The following is a 25,195-nucleotide window of genomic DNA, read 5'->3' on the forward strand; positions in this document are numbered from 1 at the left end:
AAAGGCCCCTGCCGCAATACTGCGACAGAGGCCCGGGTAAAGACATGCCCTGCCCATGCAGGCAGGGAGCATTAGGTCATGCGTTGATCTGTTCACCATGCAAGGAGGTATCCAGGCCTTCCAGTTCCTGGTCCGGTGTCACACGCAGGCCAATGCTTGCATCGACAAGCTTGAGCAGCACGAAACTGACAACCGCGCACCAGACGACCGTCACCATCACTGCCTCGGCCTGCACCAGCAACTGGTGGGCGGAGCCGACAATGCCGGTGGGGTTGGCATCGGTCGCGGAAAGCGGGCCATAGGCGAACACGCCAGTCAGCAACGCACCGATAATACCGCCCACACCATGCACGCCAAAGGCGTCCAGGCTGTCGTCATACCCCAGCATGTGCTTGAGCGATGTCGCACTCCAGTAGCACACGAAGCCGGTAATCAGCCCGATCACCAGCGCGCTGCCGGGCAGCACAAAGCCCGCCGCGGGCGTAATGGCCACAAGACCGCCGACAGCCCCCGAAATAATGCCCAGCACCGTCGGCTTGCCCGCGCGGATCCATTCGATCGCAATCCAGGCCACACCGGCGGCGGCGGCGGCGATCTGGGTCGTGACCATGGCCATGCCCGCCCGGCCGCCAGCCCCCACGGCGGACCCCGCGTTGAAGCCGAACCAGCCGACCCACAGCAGCGATGCGCCGATAACGGCATATGTCAGGTTGAAGGGGGCCAGATCGTCATGCCCGAACCCCTTGCGCCGCCCCAGAACCAGTGCACAGACAAGGCCCGCGATACCGGCATTGATATGCACGACCGTGCCCCCCGCGAAATCGGCCGCACCCAGCCCGGCCAGCCAGCCGATGGGGCTCCAGACCCAATGGGCGATGGGGGCGTAGACCAGCAGCGACCACGCGATGGAAAACACGCACATGGCGCTGAACTTCATGCGTTCGGCATACGCGCCGGAGATCAGGGCCGGGGTGATGATGGCGAACGTCATCTGGAACATCATGAAGACGCTCTCAGGAATGGTCATGGTCGTGGCGTTGGGGGAATCCGCACCCAGCACGAAAGGCACATCCACCCCGTTGTGAATATGTTCGCCCAGCCCGTTCAGCAGCAGGCGCGATGCCCCGCCGATCCAGGGCGTGCCGGTGGTGAACGCCAGGGAATACCCGGCCACCATCCACACGATGGACATGATGCAGCACAGCGCGAAGGACTGCATCAATGTTGCCAGAACGTTTTTCTTGCGCACCATACCCGCATAGAACAGGGCCAGGCCGGGAATGGTCATCATCAGCACCAGTGCCGTGCTGACCAGCATCCAGGCCGTATCGCCCGTATCGATCGCGGGTGCGGCATCAGCGGCTAAAGCCTGGCCGCTCCCCGCCACCATGGCCGCAAAAGCTGTTGCAAGCGAAAGGCAGGCAGGCCCGCCCGCGCGCCGGGCGGCGGACACTGCCCTGGATGACGATAGAAACATATATGAGATATCCCCTCACACAACGCAATTCGAGCCCAAGCCCATGGCCTGATTTTCAGCGTGCCATTATTTCACTCGTGTCTCAAGCGCAACAAAACACTTGCCCGGCTGTTGCACCGCCTGCCCGCACAGGGGGCCATTGCATGCCTGCCGGCCCCTTTTTTCCCCGCGCGACCTGCCTTTTTCTTTTCACGCATTTATGGGCCTTTATCATTTCATTTTTTTACCATAGCCTTCGAAGCTGATCGGCAACCGGTCAAGACAAAGGCGGTTATAGACGAGTCTGCCTTGCCCGGGCTGGTTCCACTTGATTTCAGTACAAGGTGTCGTCATGAAGTTATTTGCGCATATTGGTCTGGCGTCCCTCCTGCTGGGTGGCGCCACCGTGTTGGCAGCCCCCGGCGCGCACGCGCTGAGCGCGAAGGAATGCCACGAAAAATTCAAGGCCGCGAAAACCGACGGCACGCTGAACGGCCAGAGCTTCAAGGCCTTCAAGGCCGCAAGCTGTGACGATGCCGCCGCCGCACCCGCCAGTGCAACACCCACCACCACCCCGGCCCCGACCGCTGAAAAGCCCAAGGAAGCCGCGACAACCACCCCCACCCCGACGACCAGCGCATCCGGCGCGGTCTTCCCCACCGCGATCGCATCGCAGTATTCCTCGCTCAGCGCTGGCACGGCCCGCCGCAAGACCTGCGATGACCAGTACAAGGCCAACAAGGCGAACAACGCCAATGGCGGCCTGAAATGGATCCAGAAGGGTGGCGGCTATTACAGCGAATGCAACAAGCGCCTGAAAGGCTGAACCCCTTTGCCGCAAGCCAGGGCAGGCTGAACCCCACCCTGGCTTCTGGCTTCTGGCTTCTGGCTTCTGGCTGGAAAGGCCATCGGGGCGGCCCGTGTGCAATCGCTATCCGGCTTGATCAGCCGCCCCGCCGGGCGGATGGCATGACATACAGCGTGCTGGTGCTGTACGAAATCCAGACCCTGTGGGTTGCGAACCAGTCCGAACCAAGCAGCATATCCACCCTGTCGTGAATGGGGGCGACTGTCAGCACGGGGGCGTGCTCCTGTTCCTGCCCGATCTGGAACAGGTGGAATTGATGCCAGCGATAGGGCTGTTCGTGCCCGTCCACCCCCGTTGTTACCCCCCCCGGGTCCTGCGCAAGAGCCTGAGGGGATACACCCATGCGCAAGGCTGCCCTGTCCGCCACGATCCGCGAGCGTGCCCCGCTATCCACCAGGGCCTGAAGGGGCCAGCCATCCAGTTGCACCTGCGCGATCACCCGCCTGCGGGCGGTGGCCTGAAGGGGGATGGCGCGGTAGATATACCGCCAGCCCACCGGGCCCGAACATCCCGCCCCCATGGTGGCCCCCGGAACACTCCCCATAACGGCCGCTGGAGTAGCCCCCGGCGCGGTCCCCGTGGCTGTCTCCGGGGCTACCTCCGTCGCTGCTCCCATGTTTGGGCCCATCGTTGGGGCCGGCGCTGCCCAGAACGCCATCCACCCTTCCGCCACGTTCATTTCGATATCGAAGCGCGACAGCAGGTCCCCACCGATCAGCCCTTCCACGCCCGGTTCGGTCCGGGGGGTGGCGGGCAGCGCGCTCAGCGGCATGGAAACAGGGCCGAACTCCACCGCCCCGACCGCCAGCGAACGGACAATGACATTGGGCACGATGCGCCCCATCCCGCCCGTGCCCTGCACCACCGTATGGGTCGAATTGTCTCGCTGGGTATCGAACAAGGCGGCCGCTTCGGGCGAGAGCAGACTGCCTTCGGACCCGGTATCCACGATCATGCGCACGGCATGGCCGTTGATGCTGGCCGCGATGTTTAAAAAACCGGCATCGTTATAAAGGGGAACGCGCGCCACCAGGTGCTGGCAGCCCTCCGCCGCACGGGCGGGCAAGCAGCCGACGCACAGAGCCAGCATGGCAGCCAGCCCGATGCATGATGCGGCAGCCTTTATCCGCCCCGCCGTGACGCTCCGTGCGCGCTCCCGCCCAACATCGCGCCGGATGTCATGGCCGACCCGCCGCCCGATGCCGCGCAAAGTTGAAGGCCCCGCGCAACGCTCGAAAGAACACGGCAGACGGGGTTCGTGGGCATGTCGCATGGCCGCCGACACCCGCGCGCGCATGCTCAGCCCGGTTCTCGGGCCAGTTCCCGGGCAAAGCGGTCTGTCGCATTCAGCAGGGCTGTCAGGATACCGGGTTCGAACAGGGCGTGGCCTGCGGCATCGACCAGGTTCAGTTCGGCCTCCGGCCAGGCTTTGTGCAGGTCCCAGGCCGTGCGCACGGGGGTGGCCATGTCGTAGCGCCCCTGCACGATCACCGTGGGGATATGCCTGATCCGCCCGACATCGCGGATCAACTGCCCTTCCTCCAGCCAGCCGCCATGGACGAAATAATGGTTCTCGATTCTGGAGAAGGCCAGGGCGTAATCGGCCTCGTCATGCTGGGTTTCCAGATCGGGGGAAGGCAGAAGCGTCAGGGTCCGGCCTTCCCACAGGCTCCACGCCCGGGCGGCCTCCAGCCGTTCGGCGGCGTTGTCCCCCACCAGCCGGCGACGATACGCGGCCATCATGTCCCCCCTTTCGGCCGGGGGAATGGGGGCCAGGAAGTCCTCCCACTTGTCGGGGAACAGCCACGACGCTCCTTCCTGATAGTACCAGGCCAGTTCGGCCCGGCGCAGGGTAAAAATACCGCGCAACATCAGGGCAGTCACCCGTTCGGGGTGGGCCTGCGCATAGGCCAGGGCCAGGGTCGAACCCCATGAACCGCCGAATACCGCCCATTTATCCACCCCGCACAGCACGCGCAGGCGTTCGATATCGGCCACCAGATGCCAGGTGGTGTTCGCCTCGAGCGAGGCATGGGGGCGCGAGCGGCCGCAGCCGCGCTGGTCGAACAGAACGATCCGGTAGCGCGCGGGGTCGAAAAGCCGCCGCTGGGCGGGCGAACACCCGCCACCGGGCCCACCATGCAGGAACACGACGGGGATACCGGCCGGGTTGCCGCATTCTTCCCAGTAGACCTGGTGCCCTTCACCCGTTTCCATATAGCCATGCGCATAGGGTTCTATGGCGGGCCATGGGGCGCGATATGCCTCGATCATGCCGGTGTTCAGTCCTTTTCTGCCTGCGTGTGGACCATTGCGGGTGCGGCGGCGGGGGCCGTTTTCTCCGCCCTGCCCGATGTCGCACCTGCTTGTGCGCCTAATTGTGCACGCGGATGCGCGCGCGTCCAGACATCCACCAGATGCGCCTCATCCGCCAGGGTGTAGCGCTGGGTGGTGGACAGGCTGGCATGGCCCAGCAGTTCCTGGATCACGCGCAGGTCCGCCCCGCCTTCCATTAGATGGGTGGCGAAGGAATGGCGCAGCGCATGCGGTGTCGCATGATCCGGCAGGCCGGACAGCACGCGCCATTCGCGCATGGCTTTCTGCGCCACCGCCGCCTGAAGCCGGCCGCCGCGCACCCCTAAAAACAGCGGGGCCTGCGCATCGGGCGCGGGGTGCCGGGCCCGCCAGGCCTGAAGGGCCTGCGCCACCTGCGGCAGCACCGGCACCAGCCGTTCCTTGCCCCCCTTGCCGCGGATCAGCAGCACCCCGCCGGAGGCCACGGAATGCAGGTCCCCCACATTGAGGTTCAGCGCCTCGGAAATGCGCAGGCCGCAGCCGTAAAGCAGCATGAACAATGTTGCGTTGCGCTGCTGTTCGAACGGGGTGCGGGCCAGTTCCGCAATGTCCATGGGGGCTGCCAGCGCTTCGGGCCTGGGCAGGGGGCGCGGAAGGGTCTTCTTGGTGCGCGGCGTGCCCAGCAGCGAAACGGCCGGATTGTCCACCCCCTGCCGGCGTGCCAGGTAGCGAAAGAATGACCGCAGGGCGGAAACCCGACGGGCCCGCGTGCGCGCCGCCTGGTCGGGCGTGGAAGGCGCGCCCCTGTTCCGCCCGCGCTTTTGCAGCGCGTGCTCCTGCTCATACGCAAGCCAGGCCCGCAGGTCCCTCAGGGTGATGGCCCCCAGCCCCGCCATGCTCGGCAGGCCATCCAGATGCACCGCCATGAACGCCAGGAAACGCGCCAGGTCGCCACGATAGGCCTCGACCGTCAAAGGGGAGGCCCGTTTTTCAACCGCCATCCATTCCAGAAATTGCTGGACCGCCTCTTGCGCCGTCATGCTCGCATCCCGTATCGCCCCGGCCCCCGTCATCCGTTCCTGTCGCCGGTCCCTGTACGCGCAGCCTGTAAGCGCCAGCCAGGCCGTGCCGGTCAAAGATACCCTGTTCTTTGCCGCACGGCACGCCTAAACAGACAGGCATGGCCCAGCCTTCCCTGCCCTGCATGCCCGACGATCCGGCCCCCGCCCCACCTGTGCCCGAGGCCGGTGCCATTCAGCGCGTGCCGGTCCTGCTGCCGCTGCCGTTCCCCGGCCCGTTCGACTACAAGGCCCCGCCATCCCTGGCCCTTGCCGCGGGGGATATCGTGACCGTCCCGCTGGGCAACCGGCGCGAAACCGGGGTTGTGTGGGAAAGCACCGCCACCCTGCCGCCCGACCTTGCAGCGCCCGAGACATCCGCCCCCGTGGCCGCAAGCCGCCTGCGCGCCGTCACCGCCCGGCTGGACCTGCCGCCTCTGCCCGCCGAACTGCGCCGTTTTGTCGACTGGGTGGCGGCCTATACTCTGTCCCCCCCCGGCATGGTGCTGGCCATGACCTTACGGCTGCACATGCATGGCACGACCACGCCCGCCACCGGCTGGCTGGCCGTTACCCCCCCGCCCGAGACCCTGCGCATGACGCCGGCGCGCCAGAAAGTGCTGGCCCTGTTGGAAGATGGCACCGCCCGCAGCACGACGGACCTGGCCAGCGCCGCCGGGGTCAGTGCCGGGGTGGTGAAAGGCCTGGCCGATGCGGGGGCGTTGCGCACGGTCCAGCTTGGGCCCGAACGCCCCTTCGGCCGCCCCGATGCCAGCCACAGCCCGCCCACCCTGCACGGCGCGCAGGAAACTGCGGCCCGGGCATTGTGCCAGAGCGTGCGTGACGGGTGCTTCAGCGCCACGCTGCTCGAAGGGGTGACAGGCTCGGGCAAGACCGAGATCTATCAGGAAGCCATTGCCGCCTGCCTGGCAGAAGGCAGGCAGGCTTTGGTGCTGCTGCCCGAAATCGCGCTGTCCGCCCAGTGGATGGGCCGTTTCAAACGCCGCTTTGGCGTGCAACCCGCCATCTGGCATTCCGAGATCGGACAGCGGGCCCGCAGGCTGACATGGCTGGGCACGGCCGATGGCAGTGCCAGCGTGGTGGTGGGCGCGCGCTCGGCCCTGTTCCTGCCGTTTTGCAACCTGGGCCTGATTATCGTGGATGAGGAACACGAATCCGTCTTCAAGCAGGAGGAAGGCGTGATCTATAACGCGCGCGACATGGCGGTGGTCCGCGCGCGGCTGGCCGGTTTTCCCGTTGTGCTGGTATCCGCCACCCCCAGCCTGGAAACCCTGGTCAACGCCCAGGCCGGGCGTTACCGCCACCTTGTGCTGCCCACGCGCCACGGCGGGGCGGCCATGCCCGAAACCCACCTGCTGGACCTGCGCGACACACCACCCGCACGCGGGCAGTTTCTCTCCCCCCTACTGGTGGAAGACATTGCAGCAACCCTGGGGCGGCAGGAACAGGCCATGCTGTTCCTGAACCGCCGGGGCTATGCGCCGCTGACCCTGTGCCGCACCTGCGGGCACCGCATGGAATGCCCGCACTGCACTGCCTGGCTGGTCGAACACCGTGCCCGCCGTGTCCTGTCATGCCATTACTGCGACCACACAGAACCCCTGCCCGATGCCTGCCCGTCGTGCAAGACGGAGGGCAGCCTGACGGCCATAGGCCCCGGGATCGAACGCATTACGGAGGAGGCGCGCATGCACTTCCCCGATGCGCGCATTCTGGTCATGTCCAGCGACACGCTGGGCGGCCCCGCCGCCACGGCCGAAGCGGTGGAGAAAATCGCGCGGCGCGAGGTAGACCTGATCATCGGCACGCAGATCGTGGCCAAAGGCTGGCATTTCCCGCATCTGACCCTGGTTGGCGTGGTGGATGCCGATCTGGGGCTGGGCGGGGCCGATCTGCGCGCGGGCGAACGCACGATCCAGCTTCTGCACCAGGTGGGGGGGCGCGCGGGCCGGGCCGAGGCACCGGGCCGTGTGGTGCTGCAAAGCTACACGCCCGAACACCCGGTCATGCAGGCGTTGCTGGAAGGGGATTTCCAGTCCTTCATGGAGCAGGAGGCCGAACAGCGCCGCCCCGGCTTCTGGCCGCCTTACGGCAGGCTGGCCGCCCTTGTCATCAGTGCGGAAAACGCCCGCGATGCCGATGATGTCGCAGCCCGTTTCGGCCGCACGGCACCCTATGGCGAGGGCATTCAGGTACTTGGCCCCGCCCCCGCCCCGCTGGCCGTGCTGCGCGGCCGCCACCGCCGCCGCCTGCTCCTGCGCACGCAGCGCACGATTGCGGTTCAGCCTATCCTGCGGCGCTGGCTGGCCATGGTCGCACCCGGGCGGGGGATCCGGGTGGACGTGGACATAGACCCCATTTCCTTCCTGTAGGACCGTGCGGGGGCCTATGCCATGGGGCCTGTTACAGACCTTATTTCTTGGCGGATTCGTCGTTGGCGGGCTTGGCCGTGCTGGTCAGGACGGTGGAGATGGTGTCGCGCAGGACCATGACGCGCACATTGGGGGCGATTTCGACCTCGACCTCTGCGGAATCTTCGCGGCTGCGCTGGACCACGCCGATCACCCCGCCCGCCGTCACGATCCGGTCGCCACGGCGCAGGGCCTTCAGTTCGGATTTAAGCTGCTTCTGGCGCTGCTGCTGCGGGCGGATGAGCAGGAAATACATGATCGCAAAAACCGCGATAAACGGCAGGAAGGACATGATCCCCGACATGGAACCACCCCCGCCGGCGGACTGCGCATAAGCTGCGGGAATAAGGAAATTGGACATGGAATGCACACTTTCAGGAAAGGCCGGTTGCGAAAACTGAGGAAGTGACCATAGTTTTCAATCCTTTTCCGTCAAGCATCCATAACGCATCCATGCCGACAAAACACCAGCCCCATCCCGCCTGCAAGGAGACCCCGATGATCGACCCCCAGCATTCCGTTCTCGAACGCATTGCCGCGGCCCTGGAGCGCCTGTCGCCCCCGCCCGCAACACTGGACGGGGTGGACAGGGCCGATGCCTTCGTGTGGTTACCCGAACGCGGCAGGCTGCTGCCCATCGCCCATGTCGCCCATGTGCCGGTGGACCTGTTGCAGGGGGTGGACCTGCAACGCCGGATCCTGTTGGACAATACCCGCCATTTCGCCCACGGCCTGCCCGCCAACAACGCCATGCTGTGGGGGGCGCGCGGCATGGGCAAGTCCTCGCTCGTCAAAGGGGCGCATGCGCTGGTCAACCAGGTGGACGGCAAGCCCCCGGTACCCGGCCAGGGCCGCGTGGTACTGATCGAGATCCAGCGCGAAGACCTGGCCACCCTGCCGCTGCTGCTCAGCCTTTTGCGTGAAAACCCGCGCCGCTTCATCCTGTTCTGCGACGATCTGTCCTTCGAGAAGGAAGACCGCGACTACAAGGCGCTCAAATCCGTGCTGGATGGCGGCATTGCCGGGCGGCCCGAGAACGTGATCTTCTACGCAACCTCCAACCGCCGCCACCTGATGCCGCGCGACATGATCGAGAACGAGCGCGCCACCGCCATCAACCCGTCCGAAGCGACGGAGGAGAAAGTCTCGCTCTCCGACAGATTCGGGCTGTGGCTGGGCTTTCATGCCTGCGAGCAGGATACCTTCGCCAAGATGGTGCGCACCTATGCACGCGAACGCAACCTGCCCCTGGACGATAACGAGCTCATGGCCCGCGCCAATGAATGGTCCATTACCCGTGGCGGGCGGTCCGGGCGGGTGGCGTTCCAGTTCATTGAAGATTTAAGTGCCGAACTTTGCGCACGATAATGAACGCCAGACGTTGTCCCGTCTTGCGTCTTGCGTCACGATGAGTTGAGATAGCGTTCGCAAATGCAAATGCGGCTTCAGCGTGAGGCCGCACGGGATATCCTAGCTTCGAGGTGACATGAACCAAACTACCCCGCCCGGCGCGAACAAGGTCGATCTTCGAACTGTCCGCTCCCATCCGGATTACTGGTACCCCGTTGCCTGGTCGCGTGAGCTGAAGCCCGGTAAAACCATCGGCACCCGTTTCGCGGGTACGCCCATAGCCCTGGTCCGCCCTGACGAGGGCCCGGTTTTCGCGCTGGAGGACCGCTGCGCCCACCGGCAGGTACCGCTCAGCAAGGGTGTGGTCTCGGGCGCATCGGTCAAGTGCTGTTACCATGGCTGGGCCTATGGCCGCTCGGGCCGCTGCATCGACGTGCCTTATCTGGGCAAGGGTAAGCTGCCCAACGGCGTGCGCACCTTCCCCTGCCGCGAACAGGACGGCATGATCTTCGTCTTCCCCGGCGATCCGGAAAAGGCCGAGACCACGCTTCTGCCGCCCGCCTTGGCACGCGCGAGCGATCCTGGTTACAAAACGCGCTATTTCGGCCGCCAGGTGGGCTGCCATTACAGTTTCATGCATGAAAACCTGATGGATATGAACCACCAGTTCATGCATTCCAAGCAGATGGGCCAGATGAAGCCCCGCTTTCTGGGCCAGAAGAAAGAAGCCACGATGGTGGAGGCAAGCTACAGCTTCGCCCGCACCGGCGGCAAGCAGCCCATTGGCGAGGCGCTGATCTTCGGGGAACGGCGCGATTCCTCCGAGCAGTTCCAACACCGCGATGTCATGACCATCCGCACGGAATACCCCTACCAGACCCTGCGCATCCAGACCGGGGATGAAGACCCGGTCATGGATCTGTGGATTGTCTATGTCCCCCAAAGTGCGGATGAACTGACCAACCGCACCTTCGGCCTGCTGTCGGTCAAGCGCCCCAAGATTCCGGGCCTGCTGGACATGGCATGGCCGTTCCTGATCGCGTTTACCGAACGGATCTTTGCCGAGGACCGCGAGATCGTGGAAATGGAGCAGCAGGCCTGGCGCGAACTGGGCGGGGACCACAACCAGGAGGTTTTCCCCGTGATCAACGCCTTGCGCGCCCTGCTGGCCGAATGCGGCCTGCCGCCGGCCCCCGCATCCGCACCCTCGGTCACGGCGCAGGTCGCGGCCCCCGCTCCGGCTCCCGATGCCTGATACGGCATCCCTTTACCTGGAGGCCCCTCCCTACCGGCTGAGACCGCTCCACCCTGACGACACCACCGCCATGCACCACCTGGTCAATGACTGGGAGGTGGTGCGCATGCTCAGCCGCCCGCCTTTTCCCTACCCCCGCGACCTGGCGGAGGACTGGATCGCCACCACCCAGGCCATGCAGGCCCGGGGCGAAGGCTATCATTTCGCCATTACCGGGCCGGATGGCGCGTTCATGGGATGCGTGGGCCTGCGGATCGAAACCCTGGCCCCCGGCGGCACACGGGTGGGCCAGCTTGGCTACTGGGTGGGCCGTCCCTACTGGGGGCGCGGCATTGCAAGCCTGGCCGCGGCCCGCGTGGCCCGCTGGGCGCTGGCCCATCTGGACATAGCCAGCCTGCGCGCGACGGCGGCACAGGACAATGCCGCTTCCATCAAGGTGCTCGAACGGATCGGCTTTCGGCAGGTGGGCACGCGCCACCAGAGCTTTGTCGCCCGGGGGAGCGAACTTGCCGTGGGCGTTTTCGAAGCCACACGCGCCGATCTGGACCACAGGTCAGCGCCTGGCATGCCCATTGATGCGCAAGCCGGTGCCCCAAGGCGGCTGGTGCTTGTCAGTGCCGCAGCGCTGATCAACCAGCACGGCCATATCCTGCTGGCCCGCCGCCCGGAAGGCAAGAGCATGGCCGGGCTATGGGAATTCCCCGGTGGAAAGCTGGAAGCAGGCGAAACGCCCGAAGCCGCGCTGGTGCGCGAACTGCGCGAGGAACTAGGGCTGGATCTCTCGCGCGCCTGCCTGGCCCCGTTCACCTTTGCATCCCACGCCTATGCGGATTTCGACCTGCTGATGCCCCTTTACATCTGCCGCCGCTGGAAGGGCGAGCCCACCGGCCGCGAAGGGCAGAAACTGGCCTGGGTTGCCCCCCAGGCCCTGCATGACTACCCCATGCCAGCAGCAGACCTGCCGTTCATCCCGCTGTTGCAGGACCTGCTCTAGCGCCCCGAAAAGCAGCCCGGCGCCGTTCCGGGGCCGCTGGACAGGGGCCCGTTCAACGCCGTTGGCCCGCCAACGCGCTTGACGAACCCCGATCCATGCGCCTAACCAGAATGCGGATGCCCCGAGGGGGCTCCCCTCGTGATTTGTCCGGCTGGCTTGCGGCGAGGTAAAAGAAATGCGCTAAAGAGGCCCTGATGGCGCTTGTCCGCCATCAAGGTTTCCACGGTCAATTTAAGAGACAGGCCCCACCCGCAAACCGCGCGGGCCGCCCTGTTATCTGACGAGAGAGAACCGGATACCACAGTCCATGAGCACCAACGACACCACTGCCAAAACATGGCGCCCCGCCACGCGCCAGCTCCATGCCGGGCTGGAACGCACGGAATACGGTGAAACGAGCGAAGCCATTTTCCTGACCTCCGGCTTTGTCTACGACAATGCCGAACAGGCCGAGAAAACCTTTACCGGCGAAGTCACCCATTACCAGTACAGCCGTTTCGGCAACCCGACGGTGGCAGCCCTTGAAAACCGGCTGGCCGATCTGGAAGGGGCGGAAGCCTGTATTGCCACGTCCACCGGCATGGGGGCCGTGTCCTCCGCCCTGCTCTCGCACGTCAAGGCGGGCGACCGGGTCGTGGCTTCGCGCGCGCTGTTCGGGTCGTGCTACTGGATTGTCGCCAACCTTCTGCCCCGCTACGGCGTGAAGATCGCCTTCGTGGATGGCACCAACATGGCGGAATGGGACAAGGCCCTGTCCGAACCTACGGCGGCAGTACTGCTGGAAAGCCCGTCCAACCCCATGCTGGATATTCTCGACATTGCCGCCATATCCGAACGCGCCCACAAGGCGGGTGCGATCGTGGTGGTGGACAATGTCTTTGCCTCCCCCATCTATCAGCGGCCGCTGGAACTCGGGGCCGATGTGGTCGTGTATTCGTGCACCAAGCATATCGACGGCCAGGGCCGCGTGCTGGGCGGGGCCGTGCTGGGCCGCAAGGACTGGATTGCCGATACCCTCCAGCCGTTCACGCGCAATACCGGCAACGCCATGTCTCCCTTCAATGCCTGGGTCATGCTCAAGGGGCTGGAAACGCTCTCCCTGCGGGTGGACGCCATGGCCCGCAACGCCGCCGCCGTGGCCGACTACCTGGCCGACGCGCCGGGCATTGTCAGCGTGCGCTATCCCGGCCGGCCCGACCACCCGCAATACGAACTGGCCAAACGCCAGATGAGTGGAGCGGGCACGTTGGTGGCGTTCGAGGTCGAAGGCGGTAAAAAAGGTGCGTTCGCCTTCATGAACGCGCTCAAGCTGATTGCCATTTCCAACAATCTGGGCGATGCGCGCTCGTTGGTGACGCACCCGGCCACCACCACCCATTCCAAGATCGACGCCGCCGAACGCGCGACACTGGGCATTACGGATGGCGCCATCCGCTTCTCCGTGGGGCTTGAGGACAGCGCCGACCTGATCGACGATCTGGCCCGGGGTGTGGCCGCACTCAAGGCACTCTGACCAGCAGGTCGCACGCGCTCAGGCCCCAAAGCCCGCCCGCAAGGACGGGCCGATCCGGGGAAAAGCCTGTGCGACCTTACGCCGATCCCCGAGCGCGATGGCCCCGGCAAGCCCGGCTTGCGGGGCATGAACCCCCGGCCCGCAAGCTGGCGGAACACCCCGCCCACCCCGGGCAGGTATTGCACGCAGGGTATGGTGTTTGATCCACCGTGCTTTGCACGGACCGCCCTTTCGTGATAGGGCGGCTTGTGTCGGCGCGGTGCCCACCTGCACGCGCGGGCAGCATGCCTATCTGTTACACACCCCCATGCCTTGATCAGGAGCAGACCCCGACTATGGCCGACTGGGCCGTTCCCCCCCATGCGCAGGACCCCGAAGACGCGGTGGCCGAACTGTTCGCTTCCCTCCCGGTCTATGAAGCGGTGACGGATGGCGTGCGCGTGCAGGTTCAGGTTTTCTGGCTGCCCGACCAGTCGGAACCGGATGAACACACCTATTGCTGGGCCTACCGGATCCGTATCGCCAATGACGGGACCAAGCCCGTGCAACTGCTGGAACGCACATGGCACATTACCGACACGCGCGGGCGCACCGAACATGTGCATGGCCCCGGCGTGGTAGGCGAACAGCCCGTTATCCAGCCGGGCACGGAATTCGAATACACATCGGGCGCGTCGCTCCCCACGCCGGGCGGTTTCATGCACGGGGCCTATCACATGCGCCACGGAACGGATGGAACGCGCTTCGACGTCACCATTCCCCCCTTCAGTCTGGACAGCCCCTTTCTGCACCACCAGATTCATTGAAAACCCCCGCCCATACAACCCCGGCCCATACCCTGCCCCGCCGCCATAAAAGCCGCATGGCCGCGTATGGCGCACATGTGGGCTGCGGGGGGCGCGCCCGTCAAAACCCGGGGCAGCGGGCCCTGACGGGGGCGTTCCAAACCACACGGCCGTATCACGCGCTGGCCCTTATTGTTTGCAAAGCAGGAGAACGGCATGACCACGCCGCCCACGACCGGCCCTTCAGACACGCCCATCGCCCCCCAGGCGGGAGCACCCGCCACGCCGACCGACGGCAAGGGCACCCCCGTTAACGCGCCGAAGGACCTGTCCGCGGACGTGCCGCCCGGGGGTGTCGACCGCCCCAGCCGGGAGGAAGCCGAACAGGCCGTGCGCACCCTTTTGCGCTGGACGGGCGACGACCCCATGCGCGAAGGCCTGCTGGACACCCCGGCCCGGGTCGTGCGCGCCTATCTGGATTTTTTCTCGGGCTATGCCATAGACCCCGCCAGCCTGCTGCGCCGCACGTTTTCGGAGGTCGAGGGGTATGACGAAATCGTGCTGCTGCGCGATATCCGCTTTGAAAGCCATTGCGAACACCATCTGGCCCCCATTATCGGCCGCGCACACGTGGCGTATCTGCCCCGCCAGCGCGTTGTCGGCATTTCCAAGCTGGCCCGCGTGGTGGATGCCTACGCCCGCCGCCTGCAAATTCAGGAACGCATGACGGCCCAGATCGCCAACACCATCAACGAGGTGCTGGAACCCCACGGCGTGGCGGTCATTATCGAATCGGCGCATGAATGCATGACCACGCGCGGCGTGCACAAGCCCGGCGTATCCATGGTGACCAGCACCATGCTGGGCGTGTTCAGGAACAATTCCGACACCCGGCGCGAATTGCTGTCCATGCTCAACCGCCCCGGCACCGCCGACTTCTAGGGCAGACCTCGGGGCCAAGGTGCGACCTTGCCTCCTGCTGCGTCAGGGCTGGTGAGGAATTCCCTGGCCTTGTGGCCCGGATAAGCCCCCGGCATGCGTACGCCGGGGGGAACTGCCATCAGATGCTGATATTGGCGCCCAGCACCTTTACGAACTGGGCAAGCCAGGCCGGGTGCGCGGGCCAGGCCGGGGCGGTGACCAGTTCGCCATCGGTCACGGCCTCCGTCATGGCGATATCGGCGTAGGTGGCGCCAGCCATTTCCACTTCCGGGCGGCAGGCGGGATAGGCCGAAACCTGCCGTCCCTTGATGATACCCGCTGCCGCCAGCAACTGCGCGCCATGGCACACGGCCGCAACCGGGCGATCGGCGAAGGCGCGGACGATTTCGATCACCCTGGGGTTAAGCCGCAGGTATTCGGGTGCGCGCCCACCGGGAATGACCAGCCCCAGATAGTCATCGGTGTCGATACTGTCGAAATCGGCCGTCAGGGCGAAGTTGTGGCCCGGTTTTTCGCTATAGGTCTGCGCCCCTTCAAAATCGTGGATCGCGGTATGCACCGTCTGGCCCGCCTTCTTGTCGGGGCAGATCACATCGACCTTGTAGCCCAGCATGGACAGGGCCTGGTACGGCACCATGATTTCGTAATCTTCCACATAATCGCCTGCCAGCATCAGCAGCTTGACGTCATCAGCCATGGTTTTCGCCCTCTTTCAGTCCTTCGCGCAGTCGCGGCATCAGTTCGACAAAGTTACAAGGCGTGTGCCTGCTGTCGAGTTGCAGCACCAGAATATCGTCCCACCCGTCCTTGACCGCCCCGGTCGAGCCCGGCAGGGCGAACAGGTAGGTGCCGCCCGCCACCCCCGCAAGGGCGCGGGACTGGATGGTGGAGGTGCCGATCTTGCTGTACGACAGCATGCGGAACAACTCGCCGAAGCCTTCGATCCGCTTTTCCAGCACCCGCTCGAACGCCTCGGGCGTGACATCCCGCCCCGTCACACCCGTACCGCCATTGGTGATGACCACATCCACCATGGGGTCGCGTATCCAGTCGGTCAGCCGGGCCGCGATGGCGTCGGCATCGTCAGGCACAATGGCCCGGTCCGCCACATGGTGGCCTGCGGCCTCGATCCGGGCGATCAGCGTCGCACCCGAGGTATCGGTCTCGATCGTCCGGGAATCCGAGACGGTCATGACCGCGATCCGCACGGGAAGGAAGGCTCTGCTTGTATCGATTCTGGACATCTGCACCTGTGCTCTTCTCATCTGGGCGGGATACGAAACCGCACCCGCCTTCTGCCTCAATAATGGAAATTCCGGGCCCGAGACACCCTTGAATCCACTCCACTGGCGCCCCCCTCGGGGTTGCTCCGGCACAAACCCTTTCAGCCTGCCGGCCGTTCAGCCCGGGGCTGCCACCGCCTTGTGCTGGCGCAGTTTCAGAACCCGGCCGCCCAGCGGGGTGAACTGTTCGGCCCGGCAGGTCATGAGCAGGATCTGGATGCGGGTGGCGGCATCGGCCAGCACGTCGAACAGGCATTCCATGCGCGTGGAATCCGAAAAACCCAGTGCATCGTCCAGCACCAGCACCGCCGGCATGCCGCGCGCATGCAGCAGTTCGGCAAAGCCCAGCCGGACCAGAACGGCAATCTGCTCACGCGTGCCGTCAGACAGGTGCTCCACCTCCTCATAGCGCTGGCGTGTCAGCCCGCTCAGGCCGAAGCGCGTGTTCATTTCCAGCTTCGCACCGGGGAACAATGCCGAAAACGCGGGCTGCATGGCCTGGACCAGCGGGGCCAGGTAGCGCTCGGTCTGTTCTTTTTCGGCATTGGCCAGGGTCTGTTCCAGCAGGGCCAGGGCCGCGCGGTCACGCGCGCAGGCCTCGCACTCGCTCGTCACGCGGGCCAGATGGCGCGTGGCCTCGGCAATGGCTTCATCCAGCCCGTCGCCCTCGGCCATGCGCACGCGGGTTTCGCGCTCGCGAATATCCTCGCGCAGGCGGGTGGTGGTGGCCCGCATGGTCTCCTGCGCCTCTTCGCGGCGGCGTATGCCGCTTTCGATCACGCTCAGGGGTGGCTCGCTCTCACGCAGTTGCACCTTGGCCGCCAGATCGGCCTCGAGCGTGGCCTGCTGGCCCAGCAGGGCCGCCAGCCGGGCCGCAAGATCTGGGTCGCTCTCGCGGGTCTGGCGGGCTGTCAGGTCCTGGCGGATGCGCGCGCAGCTTGCCTCAAGCTGGCGGCACAGCGCCCCTGCTTTTTCCGCCGCGGCCTGGGCGGCAGTCGCATGCGTAAAAGCCGCCTGTTCCTGGGCACGGGCCTGCTCGGCGCGCTGGGCGGCCTCGTCCTCCGCCCTGCTGGCCTGGGCATTGTCGAGATCGGGTTGCTGCGCCCCGGCCCCGCTTTCCGCCCCGCTTTCGGCCTGCAAGGCCGCCATCGCCCGTTCATGGATGGCTTGGGCCTCCGCCAGGTTCTGCCGGAGTGTGGCAAGGGTGGTGGCAGCTTTTTCCACCGGATGGCCGGGCAGGATGGCGGCAAAGGTCGCCTGCGCCTGGGCCAGATGCTGCTCGGCCGTGCTGCGCCGGTCATGCAGGGCTTCGGCCTCGGCCACGCTGGCGCAGCCGACCTCGGCCAGAAGCGCACTCTGCGCGGCCTGCGCGTCATCCAGGGTTTTCTGCGCGTGGTCACGGCGGTCGATGGCGGGGACAATGCCGAACCGGCCAATGCCTTCCACCACCAGTTCCGCGGCTTCGGCCAGCAGGGTGCGGCCCGAAGGACAGGGCTGGCCGTTCAGCGTGACGCGCCCTGCCGCCCCGTCCTGCAACTGCGCCACCAGCATGGTGGCCTGGGCCTGCATGATGGCGCGGGCCTGTTCCACCGCCTGCGTGGCCTTGGCCAGCCGCCGCATGAAGGCCGTATCGACCTTGAGGCTCGCCAGGTCGACCTGGGCCTGCTCGATCCAGGCAAAGGCGTCCTGCGCGCGGGCCAGCACGGTGCGGTCATGGCCCAGCGCTTCTGCCTGGCGGGCCAGTTCCAGCCGGCGGGTCACACGGTGCAGGACGGCACGGGCCTGCTGCTGGGCGCGCACGGCCTGGCTTGTGGCCAGTTGCGCCCGGGCGTGCCGGGCGCTTGCGGCCTCCGCCTGCTGCACCAGATGGGCCGCATCCTGCCCGTGGGTCTGCAGGTCGTGCTCCAGCCGGGCGAGGCTTGCAGCACTTTCGCGCCGGGCGGCCTGTTCCTCCGCCGCGGCCTGGGCCTGCTGGGCCACCGCCTGGCCCGTGGCGCGCAGGGCCTGTTCCTCCACCGCCAGGCCGCGTAGGCGCTCGCGCGTCTGGCGCAGGGCGTGCAGGGTTTCCTCCTCCTGCTGGCGGCGTTCGGGGCTTTCGTGTTCGCGCAGCATGCGCCGGTCCTGTTCCAGAAAGCCCAGGTCTTCCTCCAGCGCCACCTTGCGAGCCTTCAGGGCCGCCAGATCCTGCTCGGCCCTGTCGCGGTCCTCCTGCACCTGGCGGAAGCGGCCGGTGGGCCTGCCGGTGGCGGTCTGCAACTGGCCAAGGCGTTCGCGCACGCGCCCCAGCAGGGCGCTGGCGGCCGCGACCCCTGTCGCATCCTGCATGGTCTGCTCAAGACAGGCCTGGACACTGGCATGCCCCGCCCCGGCAAGTTCTGGCTGGGCAAAGCTTTCCCCCTGGCGGACCAGCAGGGCGTTCCACAGGCCCGAGGCCTCGCCCCGGCCGTTGCGGTCCAGTTCCAGCAGGGTGCGGAGCTGTTCCTCGGCTTCCTCCCCATCGAAGCGCTCGCCCCCGAGGTCGAGCCGGGCGAGGCTTTTGTTCCAGAACCGCTTTTCCAGCCAGCAGGCGCGATCCCGCCACTGGAACGCCAGGCCGATATGCGGCGCGCCGCCCCCATAGGGCAACAGGTCCTTGACCGCCTGCGCGCGGGAACCGTGCCGCAGCATCAGCACCGCGCGCAGGGCCATGAGCAGGGTTGTCTTGCCTGTCTCGTTCGGGGCGGCCAGCACGTTCAGCCCCGGCCCCAGCCCTTCAAGCCGCACGGGGGAGGCAAAACGGCGCACCGCCTCGATCTGGATATCGGTCAGGATCATGGCCTGGCCCCCTGCGTGTCCTGCCAGAACACGAACAGCCTTTGCAGGGCCTCGCGCGCCAGGTCGGCCTGTTCGCCCCCATCCTGCGCCTGATCGAGCAGGGTCTGGGCGGCCACACGCACCGCCCCACCGCAGCCCAGCCGGTCCAGATCGTCCGCCATGGCGGAAAGCTGGGGCGCGCCGCTTACGCGCAGGCAGGCCAGCGCCCCGCCCAGGCGGCGCAGGATGGTGTTTTCGTACAGGGCGAGTTCGTCCACCCCCAGCAGGCCCGAAACCTCCAGCCAGGCCAGCACGGCGCCGGGGTTATCGGGCAGGATACCGCGCAGCCGGCTTTCGAGCGCTGCGATATCCTGCGCGTTTGTCAGCATGGTGTTCTCGAACTTGCGCCACACATACTTGCCCGTCCGGTGGCGCTGGATGTGGGGCGCGGCCCCATGCCCGGGCAGGGAGATCTCGATCACCTCCCCCCCGCCGGCACCGCCCGTGCCGAAACGGTCCGTCTCGGGCGTGCCGGCGTAGATGGTGCGGGCATCGATCTGGCAGAAGCCGTGCCAGTCGCCCAGGGCCAGGTAGTCCAGCCCCGCCTGGGCCGCGCGGTCCGGGGCTATGGGATTGTGCTCGCCCTCTTCCGCATTGCCGAAACCCACGACCGAACCATGCGCCAGCCCGATGCGCACGGCCCCGGGCGGGGTGGGGGCATCGTTCATATAAGCGCTCAGATCCGCCAAGGTATGACGGCGTTGCAGGATCGCAGGCAGCAGCCAGGCATTCTGCGCCTCATCGATCAGGACAGGTTCCGCCTTGCGGTGAATGCGCACATTCTCCGGCACGGCGCCTTCACGCGCCAGGCGCGCCCAGACCCCTTCGGGCGTGTCGGCATCGTGGTTGCCGGGAATGAGATGCCACGTCACGTCGGGGAACTGCCGCATGCGCTCCATGGGCTGGTGCAGGGTGCGGTTGGTGGGGGTTTCGTGTTCGTACACGTCCCCCGCCACCAGCACGCTGGCGGCACCCTGGGCGCGGGCCAGCGCACCGATACGGCGGATGACCTCCAGCCGTTCGGCCTGGAGCGCGCCCAATGTGTCATCGTCCACGAAACTGAAGGTCCTGCCGACCTGCCAGTCCGATGTGTGAAGGAATTTCATGCCGTTATTTTCTGCCCGTAGCGGCGGGGTCGGGCAAGCACGAATACGTGCCACACCCTTTCCTGTCCCACACCGGCACCCCGGGCATGGTAGACTGGCACCCGAGGTCCAGAAGGGGCCAAATTGAAGGGCACAGGCGGTCCCACAACAGGACCACGCAGGCGGGCTCAGGGCTGCCACGCGCTGGGGGCAAGGGGTTTATGCGCAGAATGCCTTTCAAATATTATATTTTATTTTAATATCAGGCTCCGGGGAAGGAGTCCGCGGGGTTCCCTCAGGTTCATCGTACGAAGAAAGCACCGAAGACTATGACCGCAGACAACCCGGCAGCCCCCCACAAGGCGGCCTGGCACGGGTGGTTTCTTACACCGCCGCGCAGCGTGGCCCCACCGGGCTGGCTGTCGTTCTGCCTGCGCACATGGCTGTCGACCGTTCTCGCACTCACCACCGCGTTCTGGCTCCAGCTCTCATCCCCCGGCACGGCGGCGGTCACGGTCATGATCCTGGCCCAGCCCCTGCGCGGGCAGGTGCTGTCCAAGGCGCTGTACCGCCTGGCGGGCACGATCATCGGGGCGTTTGTCGCCATTTTCCTGACGGCGTGCTTCAATCAGGAACGCGGCGTGTTTCTGGGCGGGGTGGCGCTGTGGCTGACCTTATGCACCGTCATGGGCACGCTGGAGCGCGACTTTCGCGCCTATGCCGCCATGCTGTCGGGCTATACGGTGGCCATTGTGGGCATCAACTGTATCGACGCGCCGGACACCATTTTCGATGTCACGGTCAACCGCGTGTCGGGCATTGTGGTGGGGATCGCGGCCACGGCGGCGGTGAACGATATTTTCGGCTCCCCCACCGCGTTCGAGAAACTGACCGCCAGCCTGCGCCACTGTGCCCAGATGGTGCGCCGCATCGCGCGCGACGCCATGGCGGGCCATTCCATTCCCGACGACACGACCTGCGCGGGCCTGGCGGGGGAGATCATCGCCCTGACCACCCAGGTTTCCTACGCCCGGACCGAACTGCCCGATGCGCGGCTGCGCCTGGCCGGGGCGCGCTCGGCCATGGTGTCCTTGCTGGAAATGCTCAATTGCAGCCAGGCCATTGCGCAGGTGCTGCACAGGAGCACCATTTCGGACACCGTGCTGGAGCGTATTCGCGCAGCCTTTGGCGATGGCACCGCCGTGGCATCCCCCCAGCAGGCGGTGCATGACCTCGAAGACCTGGCGCGCGAAGCCCATACGGCCGAAGCGGGCATGGGCCCCACACTGGACGAGGCCTGGCTGATCGAGCGTTCCATGGCCCTTCTGTCCGATGCCCGCTGGATCGAGGACGGGCTGGACGCGTTCGAGCACGGCCAGCGCGCCCGCACGCAGGCGCCCGAACTCAAGATCGACCAGCATCACGACGTGATCGCCGCGCTGTTGAACGGGCTGCGCATGCTTGTCGGCTTTTCGGTCGCGGCCGGGCTGTGCGTGATCTCGAACATTCCCGCCACCTATTCCGCCCTGTCGCAGGTGGCCATTATCCTGACCCTTGCCGCCACCACCTACAACGCGCGCGGCTTTGGCATGGGGGCGCTGATCGGCACGCCGCTGGCCATTGCGGTCGCCGCCTTCCTGGATTTTGGCGTGCTGGTCAAAGGGGCGGACATGCCGTTCCTGTCCATGGTGATCATCCCCGTCATTTTTGGCGGCTGCCTGCTGCTGATGAACGCCAAGACCAGTGCGGTGGGCTTCAACGCCGGGGTGTTCTTTTTCGTCATCATGGGGGTGGACAACGTCCAGAACTACGAACCTTCGGTCTTTATCGACCGCAACGTGCTGTACTTGTTCTCGGCTGTCATCATCTTCATCTCGCTGGTGCTGCTGCTGCCGCCCTCGGCCTCGCGCAGGCGCTTTCGCGTGGGGATCAGCATCGGGCACGACCTGCGCAACCAGTTCGAAGGGCATGGCGAACAGGTGGGCTCGGCCCTGATCAGCCGCCATTACGACCGGCTGAACCGCATTCTGGAATGGAACCGCTACCTGCCCGCCACACTGGCCCGCCAGCGCGTGTTCTCACGCATGGCAAGCCTTGATTCGCTCAACCTGGAACTGGCCCGCGCCCACCGCCACCTGTCGCGCGCCGCCACCATTCCCGCCATACGCCCCGACGCCCATGCCGCCAACCGCGCCACCCGGATCTACAACGTGGATTCGGCCCTGTACGACATGAAGCACAAGGCGCGTATCCTGCTCGACCATTCCATCAACCTGCCGCACGGGGAAATGGCCACCGCCCTTGCCGCCGTCTCCGCCATGGTGGGGGCGATCCACCTGCTCGAACATAACCGTTCGGCCCTGCATCTGTACGACCTGCTGCCCACGCCCGCCAACAGATGGAAGGCCTACTGACATGATGATGCACCTGCAACCGGTCCTGGACGTGGGCGGCCTGCTTGTCTCCTCCTTCGTGGTGCATGCGGGCATGGCCATTGCCACCCTGCTGGCCATCAACCCGCTTCTGGCCAAGATCCGCGCGCGCCGCGTGATCTGGAACCTGCCTTTGGCCGAGTTCGGCATCCTGGTGGGGCTGATCGGCCTTTACACCATTCTTTTGTAACAAGGATTTCTGGACTGTGTTTGAGCGCGCACGCCGCTTGCTGCAATATGTGACCACCGGCATCATCCTGGCCATTGCCGCCATAGTCTGGCTGGTGCTGTGGGATTATTACACCGCCGCCCCCTGGACACGGAACGGGCAGGTGCGCGTGCAGGTGGCCGATATCGCCCCGCGCGTATCCGGGCAGATCATTGCCGTGAAGGTGCAGGACAACCAGTTCGTCCGCGCAGGGGATGTGCTGTACGAAATCGACCCGTTCGACTTCAAGGTCGCCCTGGCTGTCGCCACCGCCAAGGTCAATGAACGCCAGGCCGACCTGGCACTGAAAACCACCCAGGAAACACGGCGCAACAACCTGACCGAAGCCGCTGCATCGCAGGAGGAAAAACAGGTCTACCGGGTCACGGCGGAAATGTCGAAAGCCCAGTACGCGCAAGCCCTGGCGGAGCTTTCGCAGGCACGTATCAACCTGGAGCGAACGCAGGTCCGCAGCACGGTGACCGGTTATGTCACCAACCTGATCATGCGCGTGGGTGACTATGCGACCACGGGTGCGCCCAACATACGGGTGATCGATGCCTCATCCTACTGGGTGGACGGCTATTTCGAGGAAACGAAGATCCACGCCGTGCATCTGGGCGACAAGGTCCGCCTTGATCTGATGGGCTATTCGAAACCCATGTGGGGGCATGTGGTCAGCATCACGCGCGGCATCGCCACCGCCAATGCCACGCCATCCACCCAGGGGCTGCCTTCGGTCAATCCGGTTTACACCTGGGTGCGGCTGGCGCAACGCCTGCCCGTGCGCGTACAGATCGACAGCATTCCCCCCGGTGCGCAGTTGAGCGCGGGCATGACGACCACGGTCACCGTTGTCGGTAGCGACGGCAAGCGCATGCACGACACCATGACCGAAGTGTTCGACCGGCTGCATGACGCCCTGCTGGGCGGTGCTGGCGGCAGCGGCACACATCAGGACCACACCGCCCACCCGGTCGCCGCCCCACAACCACCCCGGGAATCCCACGAATAAGGCCCTGCCCTGGCCGCTTGGCCCCGTGCAAAATGAAGCCGTGATGGAACTGCGGCGGCGGGAACTGCAGCGAGAATTGCCCGGATGGGGCCGTGATGGCCGCCCGGATTATGGTCCTGACTGCGGCCCGTGTCATGCGGGGATTGTAAGCCGGATTGTGGCGGTAGACGCGCCTGTCACTGGCTGGCAAGATCGGGGCATGCACCATACGCTTCCCTTCCGCATAGGGGCCGTGCTGCGGTCCCTGCCCGCCCGGCCGCCCGCCCCCTTTGCCCTTGCTCCCCTTGCCGCCGCATTTGGCATAAGCCTCGCCCTGCTGCCGGCTGGCGCAATGGCTGCGGAGACCACAAGCCTTGCGGGCCAGCGGGTGGAAATCAGCCTTGTCTGCCCCGGCTCGCTCGATGTCAGTGTGCGCCCGGGGCTGGACAGGCAGGTGGACATACAGGGCCCATGGCCGCAAGGGGTCAGCCACGGCACGGACCCTGACGGCACCATTCGCATTGCCCAGCGGACATGCGCGGGCAATACCGTTCTGGCCGTCAGCACCCCGCCGGACATGCCGCTTGCCATCAACAGCACCAGTGCCGCCAGCCTGCATGTGGGGGACCGCAAAGGCACGCTCTCCCTGCTTGCGGGAGGAACCGGCCCGGTGCAGGTCGGGGCTGTGGGAGGGCTTGACCTGGGCTCCACCAGTTCGGGGCCCATCACCATCGGGGCGGTGACGGGTTCGGCCCGGGTGAATGCAACGGGCTCCGCCCCCATTGAAATCGGGCAGGTCAAGGCGGATGCGCTCATGCTCTCGCTGGGGGGGACATCCAGTTTTGTCGTGCGTTCGGGCACGCTCAAGGCGTTGCAGATAACCACAGCCAGCACGCATGACGCGATTTTCCACGGCACGACGGATCTTGCGGCCCTGCATGTGCAGGCAGGCGGGGCCATAGTGGTGGACAGGGCCACCGGCACGCTGGCTACGGAACGCGACGGGCCGGGACGGATCGAGGTGAACGAACCCGCGGAACCATCCAGCCCCGAACATGATGCGCAGGCGGAAAACCCGGCGGGGAGCGGGCAGGCCCCAACACTGCATACCGCGGCCCACTGACGCAAAAAGGAACTGCCCCGCGCGATGCTGGCAGCAAGGGGCCGGTATATGGAGCAGCGGTTCGGGCCTGATGGTGGAACCGGAGCCTGACGGGCTGGCCCCATGGCCTGGGCTTGATGGCCACTAACCGTTAGCCGGGGGCCCCGACGGGGCCGGGCTCGAACGTCCAGGCGGGCAGCGCGCATGTTGCACCACCCGCCCATGCGTGACATGCCCTGCCATGGCCGGGGCATGACCCCAGAGAGGAAGGCTGCCCTTCCTGCCCCCAA

At 66.0% G+C, this 25,195-nt stretch carries 22 protein-coding genes and 1 riboswitch; of the genes, 13 read left to right on the forward strand and 9 right to left on the reverse strand.

Annotated elements, in window-relative coordinates; all coding sequences use genetic code 11:
- Positions 1 to 76: 76 nt before the first annotated feature.
- Positions 77 to 1,390 carry an ammonium transporter gene (locus J2D77_RS12550; protein ID WP_207846702.1) on the reverse strand — a complete coding sequence of 438 codons (1,314 nt, stop codon included), beginning with the start codon at positions 1,388 to 1,390 and terminating at the stop codon, positions 77 to 79.
- 418 nt (positions 1,391 to 1,808) lie between these two features.
- Between J2D77_RS12550 and J2D77_RS12555 the strand changes: the two genes are divergently transcribed.
- Positions 1,809 to 2,282, forward strand: coding sequence for a hypothetical protein (locus tag J2D77_RS12555; protein ID WP_207846651.1), 474 nt, complete (start codon positions 1,809 to 1,811; stop codon positions 2,280 to 2,282).
- A gap of 118 nt (positions 2,283 to 2,400) precedes the next feature.
- Here J2D77_RS12555 and J2D77_RS17320 read toward each other — a convergent pair whose 3' ends face one another.
- From J2D77_RS17320 to J2D77_RS12570, 3 genes are all read right to left on the reverse strand, one after another.
- The gene (locus J2D77_RS17320) at positions 2,401 to 3,414 is read right to left on the reverse strand and encodes an aspartyl protease family protein (protein ID WP_230975767.1); all 1,014 of its coding nucleotides are present in this window, start codon (positions 3,412 to 3,414) and stop codon (positions 2,401 to 2,403) included.
- Positions 3,415 to 3,623: 209 nt separating this feature from the next.
- Positions 3,624 to 4,598 carry a prolyl aminopeptidase gene (gene pip / locus J2D77_RS12565; RefSeq protein WP_207846652.1) on the reverse strand — a complete coding sequence of 325 codons (975 nt, stop codon included), beginning with the start codon at positions 4,596 to 4,598 and terminating at the stop codon, positions 3,624 to 3,626.
- Between the two features lie 8 nt (positions 4,599 to 4,606).
- Positions 4,607 to 5,659, reverse strand: a complete 1,053-nt coding sequence (locus J2D77_RS12570; protein ID WP_207846653.1) for a tyrosine recombinase XerC — start codon at positions 5,657 to 5,659, stop codon at positions 4,607 to 4,609.
- On the opposite strand from J2D77_RS12570, the gene J2D77_RS17450 reads away from it, so the two are divergent.
- Both J2D77_RS17450 and J2D77_RS12575 read left to right on the forward strand, forming a co-directional pair.
- Complete coding sequence (locus J2D77_RS17450; RefSeq protein ID WP_269142554.1) at positions 5,658 to 5,789, forward strand: hypothetical protein; 132 nt, start codon at positions 5,658 to 5,660, stop codon at positions 5,787 to 5,789. The genes J2D77_RS12570 and J2D77_RS17450 overlap by 2 nt on opposite strands.
- Positions 5,790 to 5,823: 34 nt before the next feature.
- Positions 5,824 to 8,070, forward strand: coding sequence for a primosomal protein N' (locus J2D77_RS12575; protein WP_207846704.1), 2,247 nt, complete (start codon positions 5,824 to 5,826; stop codon positions 8,068 to 8,070).
- A gap of 40 nt (positions 8,071 to 8,110) precedes the next feature.
- Here the strand turns inward: J2D77_RS12575 and yajC are convergent, their stop codons facing one another.
- On the reverse strand, positions 8,111 to 8,470 hold the full coding sequence (yajC, locus tag J2D77_RS12580; RefSeq protein WP_207846654.1) for a preprotein translocase subunit YajC: 360 nt from the start codon (positions 8,468 to 8,470) through the stop codon (positions 8,111 to 8,113).
- A gap of 137 nt (positions 8,471 to 8,607) precedes the next feature.
- Here yajC and J2D77_RS12585 point away from each other — a divergent pair, with 137 nt between their 5' ends.
- The 6 genes from J2D77_RS12585 to folE all read left to right on the forward strand — a co-directional run bounded on the left by J2D77_RS12585 (position 8,608) and on the right by folE (position 14,948).
- Positions 8,608 to 9,477, forward strand: coding sequence for an ATP-binding protein (locus J2D77_RS12585; RefSeq protein WP_207846655.1), 870 nt, complete (start codon positions 8,608 to 8,610; stop codon positions 9,475 to 9,477).
- Positions 9,478 to 9,595: 118 nt separating this feature from the next.
- Positions 9,596 to 10,714: an aromatic ring-hydroxylating oxygenase subunit alpha gene (locus J2D77_RS12590; RefSeq protein ID WP_207846656.1), complete on the forward strand. Its 1,119-nt coding sequence runs from the start codon at positions 9,596 to 9,598 to the stop codon at positions 10,712 to 10,714.
- Positions 10,707 to 11,708, forward strand: coding sequence for an 8-oxo-dGTP diphosphatase MutT (gene mutT, locus J2D77_RS17535; protein WP_207846657.1), 1,002 nt, complete (start codon positions 10,707 to 10,709; stop codon positions 11,706 to 11,708). Before J2D77_RS12590 ends, mutT begins: the two co-directional genes overlap by 8 nt.
- 125 nt (positions 11,709 to 11,833) lie before the next feature.
- Positions 11,834 to 11,913, forward strand: a riboswitch (SAM riboswitch).
- 102 nt (positions 11,914 to 12,015) lie between these two features.
- Positions 12,016 to 13,221 carry an O-succinylhomoserine sulfhydrylase gene (gene metZ, locus J2D77_RS12600; RefSeq protein ID WP_207846658.1) on the forward strand — a complete coding sequence of 402 codons (1,206 nt, stop codon included), beginning with the start codon at positions 12,016 to 12,018 and terminating at the stop codon, positions 13,219 to 13,221.
- Between the two features lie 335 nt (positions 13,222 to 13,556).
- Positions 13,557 to 14,027: a Co2+/Mg2+ efflux protein ApaG gene (gene apaG, locus J2D77_RS12605; RefSeq protein ID WP_207846659.1), complete on the forward strand. Its 471-nt coding sequence runs from the start codon at positions 13,557 to 13,559 to the stop codon at positions 14,025 to 14,027.
- Between the two features lie 195 nt (positions 14,028 to 14,222).
- The gene (folE, locus tag J2D77_RS12610; RefSeq protein WP_207846660.1) at positions 14,223 to 14,948 is read left to right on the forward strand and encodes a GTP cyclohydrolase I FolE; all 726 of its coding nucleotides are present in this window, start codon (positions 14,223 to 14,225) and stop codon (positions 14,946 to 14,948) included.
- A 118-nt stretch (positions 14,949 to 15,066) separates the two neighbouring features.
- On the opposite strand, the gene J2D77_RS12615 is transcribed toward folE, so the two are convergent.
- The 4 genes from J2D77_RS12615 to J2D77_RS12630 all read right to left on the reverse strand — a co-directional run bounded on the left by J2D77_RS12615 (position 15,067) and on the right by J2D77_RS12630 (position 20,190).
- On the reverse strand, positions 15,067 to 15,645 hold the full coding sequence (locus tag J2D77_RS12615) for a DJ-1/PfpI family protein (RefSeq protein ID WP_207846661.1): 579 nt from the start codon (positions 15,643 to 15,645) through the stop codon (positions 15,067 to 15,069).
- The gene (moaB, locus tag J2D77_RS12620; protein ID WP_207846662.1) at positions 15,638 to 16,192 is read right to left on the reverse strand and encodes a molybdenum cofactor biosynthesis protein B; all 555 of its coding nucleotides are present in this window, start codon (positions 16,190 to 16,192) and stop codon (positions 15,638 to 15,640) included. Before moaB ends, J2D77_RS12615 begins: the two co-directional genes overlap by 8 nt.
- 156 nt (positions 16,193 to 16,348) lie before the next feature.
- Entirely contained in the window at positions 16,349 to 19,045 is a 2,697-nt protein-coding gene (locus J2D77_RS12625) for an AAA family ATPase (RefSeq protein ID WP_207846663.1), read from the reverse strand.
- Entirely contained in the window at positions 19,042 to 20,190 is a 1,149-nt protein-coding gene (locus J2D77_RS12630; RefSeq protein ID WP_207846664.1) for a metallophosphoesterase family protein, read from the reverse strand. Before J2D77_RS12630 ends, J2D77_RS12625 begins: the two co-directional genes overlap by 4 nt.
- Positions 20,191 to 20,498: 308 nt before the next feature.
- On the opposite strand from J2D77_RS12630, the gene J2D77_RS12635 reads away from it, so the two are divergent.
- The 4 genes from J2D77_RS12635 to J2D77_RS12650 all read left to right on the forward strand — a co-directional run bounded on the left by J2D77_RS12635 (position 20,499) and on the right by J2D77_RS12650 (position 24,926).
- The gene (locus tag J2D77_RS12635) at positions 20,499 to 22,583 is read left to right on the forward strand and encodes an FUSC family protein (protein ID WP_207846665.1); all 2,085 of its coding nucleotides are present in this window, start codon (positions 20,499 to 20,501) and stop codon (positions 22,581 to 22,583) included.
- 7 nt (positions 22,584 to 22,590) lie between these two features.
- Positions 22,591 to 22,791 carry a DUF1656 domain-containing protein gene (locus J2D77_RS12640; RefSeq protein WP_207846705.1) on the forward strand — a complete coding sequence of 67 codons (201 nt, stop codon included), beginning with the start codon at positions 22,591 to 22,593 and terminating at the stop codon, positions 22,789 to 22,791.
- Positions 22,792 to 22,807: 16 nt separating this feature from the next.
- A complete protein-coding gene (locus J2D77_RS12645) occupies positions 22,808 to 23,824 on the forward strand; it encodes an efflux RND transporter periplasmic adaptor subunit (RefSeq protein ID WP_207846666.1) in 1,017 nt (338 codons plus the stop codon).
- A gap of 199 nt (positions 23,825 to 24,023) precedes the next feature.
- Positions 24,024 to 24,926 (forward strand): hypothetical protein, encoded by a 903-nt coding sequence (locus tag J2D77_RS12650; RefSeq protein WP_207846667.1) that lies wholly within the window; start codon positions 24,024 to 24,026, stop codon positions 24,924 to 24,926.
- Positions 24,927 to 25,195 lie beyond the last annotated feature (269 nt).

Origin of the sequence: Acetobacter garciniae (assembly GCF_017377735.1) — a bacterium.
GTDB lineage: Bacteria > Pseudomonadota > Alphaproteobacteria > Acetobacterales > Acetobacteraceae > Acetobacter > Acetobacter garciniae.